General features: G+C 66.5%; 2 protein-coding genes. Both read left to right on the forward strand.

Annotated elements, in window-relative coordinates; genetic code table 11:
• Window positions 1–1,344, forward strand: a 1,344-nt coding sequence (groL, locus tag ABZV40_RS46295; RefSeq protein ID WP_355456499.1) for a chaperonin GroEL, incomplete at its 5' end; no start/stop codon positions are given.
• A gap of 440 nt (window positions 1,345–1,784) precedes the next feature.
• Complete coding sequence (locus ABZV40_RS46300; protein ID WP_355456500.1) at window positions 1,785–2,831, forward strand: DUF222 domain-containing protein; 1,047 nt, start codon at window positions 1,785–1,787, stop codon at window positions 2,829–2,831.
• Window positions 2,832–2,839: the final 8 nt, after the last annotated feature.

Below are 2,839 nucleotides of genomic sequence, written 5' to 3' on the forward strand. Positions count from 1 at the left end.
GTGCTCGCCCAGGCGCTGGTCCGCGAGGGCCTGCGCAACGTGGCCGCCGGCGCCAACCCGCTGGGCCTCAAGCGCGGCATCGAGCAGGCCGTCGAGGCCGTCGCCGAGCAGCTGCTGAAGGCCGCCAAGGAGATCGAGACGAAGGAGCAGATCGCTGCTACCGCGTCCATCTCCGCCGCCGACCCCACCATCGGCGAGCTCATCGCCGAGGCGATGGACAAGGTCGGCAAGGAAGGCGTCATCACCGTCGAGGAGAGCAACACCCTCGGTCTCGAGCTCGAGCTCACCGAAGGCATGCGCTTCGACAAGGGTTACATCTCCGGTTACTTCGTGACCGACCCCGAGCGTCAGGAAGCGGTCCTCGAGGACCCGTACATCCTGCTGTTCGGCTCCAAGATCTCCACGGTCAAGGACCTGCTCCCGCTGCTGGAGAAGGTCATGCAGTCCGGCAAGCCGCTGCTGATCATCTCCGAGGACGTCGAGGGCGAGGCCCTGGCCACGCTGGTCGTCAACAAGATCCGCGGCACCTTCAAGTCCGTCGCCGTCAAGGCCCCGGGCTTCGGTGACCGCCGCAAGGCCATCCTCCAGGACATCGCCACCCTCACCGGTGGCCAGGTCATCACCGAGGACGTCGGCCTGAAGCTGGAGAACGCCGACATCTCGCTGCTGGGCAAGGCCCGCAAGGTCGTCGTCACCAAGGACGAGACGACCATCGTCGAGGGCTCGGGCGACGCCGACCAGATCCAGGGTCGCGTCAACCAGATCCGCGCCGAGATCGAGAAGTCGGACTCCGACTACGACCGCGAGAAGCTCCAGGAGCGCCTCGCCAAGCTCGCCGGCGGCGTCGCCGTCATCAAGGCGGGCGCGGCCACCGAGGTCGAGCTCAAGGAGCGCAAGCACCGCATCGAGGACGCGGTCCGCAACGCCAAGGCCGCCGTCGAGGAGGGCATCGTCGCCGGTGGTGGCGTCGCGCTGCTCCAGGCCGCCGAGGCCGCCTTCGCGGGCCTGCGCCTGACCGGTGACGAGGCCACTGGTGCCAACATCGTCAAGGTCGCCGTCGAGGCTCCGCTGAAGCAGATCGCCGTCAACGCCGGCCTCGAAGGCGGCGTCGTGGTCGAGCGCGTCAAGTCCCTGCCTGCCGGTGAGGGCCTGGACGCCGCGACCGGCGAGTACAAGGACCTGGTCGCTGCGGGCATCATCGACCCGGCCAAGGTGACCCGTTCCGCGCTGCAGAACGCCGCTTCGATCGCCGCGCTGTTCCTGACGACCGAGGCCGTCGTCGCGGACAAGCCGGAGAAGAACGCCGCTCCGGCCACGCCGGACGCCGGTGGCATGGACTTCTGAGTCCAGCTGCTGTCTGAACTGCCGATTGGCCCGGTTCGCTTCGGCGAACCGGGCCTCTTGGTATGTCCGGTCGCCTTGCGTTGGTGGTTGCGTTCAGGGCCGATGACGAGACGGGTCATTTCATCGCCGCTTCGCGACGATAGCGATTGGGGCTTGACTTCGGGGCCCTTGCGAGGCGCTGGTCGGCCTTCAAAAGCCGGGCTGAAAAGAGCCCGGCCGATCCGAGCACGGTAGCACCTCGCACCCAAAGTCAAGCCCCAATCGCGAGCGTGCGTGGTCGCGTTGGCACCGTCTGTTTCCGGGATTACCGCTTACTGGGTCGGTATTAGGCCTTTACGGGCTCGGCTTCGCCGTCGCTTCAGGGTTCGGACGGGCGGTTCACACTTTCGTGTACGGCTTTACCTGATTTTATGTCGTGATCCTGCGGTAAATTAGAACACGTGAGCGAAGCCGACCTTCCTCTTCTCTCTACCAGCGAGGTGCTGAGCAGCCTCGTCGATGAGGTGACGGAAATTCGGGCTCGTGAGCACGCGGTGATGCGCAAGATTGCCGAGTTGGATCGGCGTGGTGCCGCGAGCGAACTCGGTTATAAGGATTTGCCGGGCGTGTTGCAGCACGCAGTGCGCTGGAGTCGGAATACCGCCAAGCAGTGGGTGGCCAATGCCGGGCTGCTGGGGCCGGGGATCACGCCGACAGGCAGTGAGATCGCGCCTGAGCTGCCGGTGACCGCGTTGGCGGCGGCCGAGGGTGCGCTGTCGGTCGAGCATGTCGCGGTGGTGGCCGAGGTGATGAAGGAGCTGCCCGCTGAGTACGAGCAGGCCGTGGTCGACCTCGCCCGCGAGCATGATCCGCATGCGGTGCGGGCGATGGGCCGCAAGCTGGTCTACGCGCTCTATCAGAACGATCCGGAACCACGCGATCCCGAACCCGCCCGGCAGGTCAACCAGCACGTGATGCGCTGGAAGGACGATTGCCTGGAGATCCGGGCATCGCTGGACAAGGTCACCGGTGCCAAGTACGAGGCCCTGATGGGCCCGCTGGCCAAGCCGCGCCCCACCACGGCCGAGGAAGGCCCGGACCCGCGCTCGCGGGCCGAGCGTGAAGGTGACGCGCTGGCCGAGCTGGTGGATCTGATGCTGCGCGCCGATCAGTTGCCGGAGCACGGTGGTGAGCCGGTGACGCTCACGGTGACGATGCGCTACGACGACCTGGCCGACCAGCTCGGTCAGGGCATGCTGGACAACGGTGAGCGCATCCCGGCCGCTGAGGTCCGCAAGCTCGCCTGCAACGCGGGCATCATCCCGCTGATCCTGGGGGAGAAGTCACAGCCGATGGACATCGGCCGCAAGACCCGCAGCTTCCCCGCCGGAATCCGGAGAGTCCTCGTCGCCCGTGACAAAGGCTGCGCCTTCCCCGGTGTGCGCCACGAGGCGCTATCAACCAATTCGGAGGTGAAAGACCGCCGACGCTGTTATGTCGCATCATGATGGTGATA

Source organism: Lentzea sp. NPDC004782, from assembly GCF_040609115.1.
Lineage (GTDB): Bacteria > Actinomycetota > Actinomycetes > Mycobacteriales > Pseudonocardiaceae > Lentzea.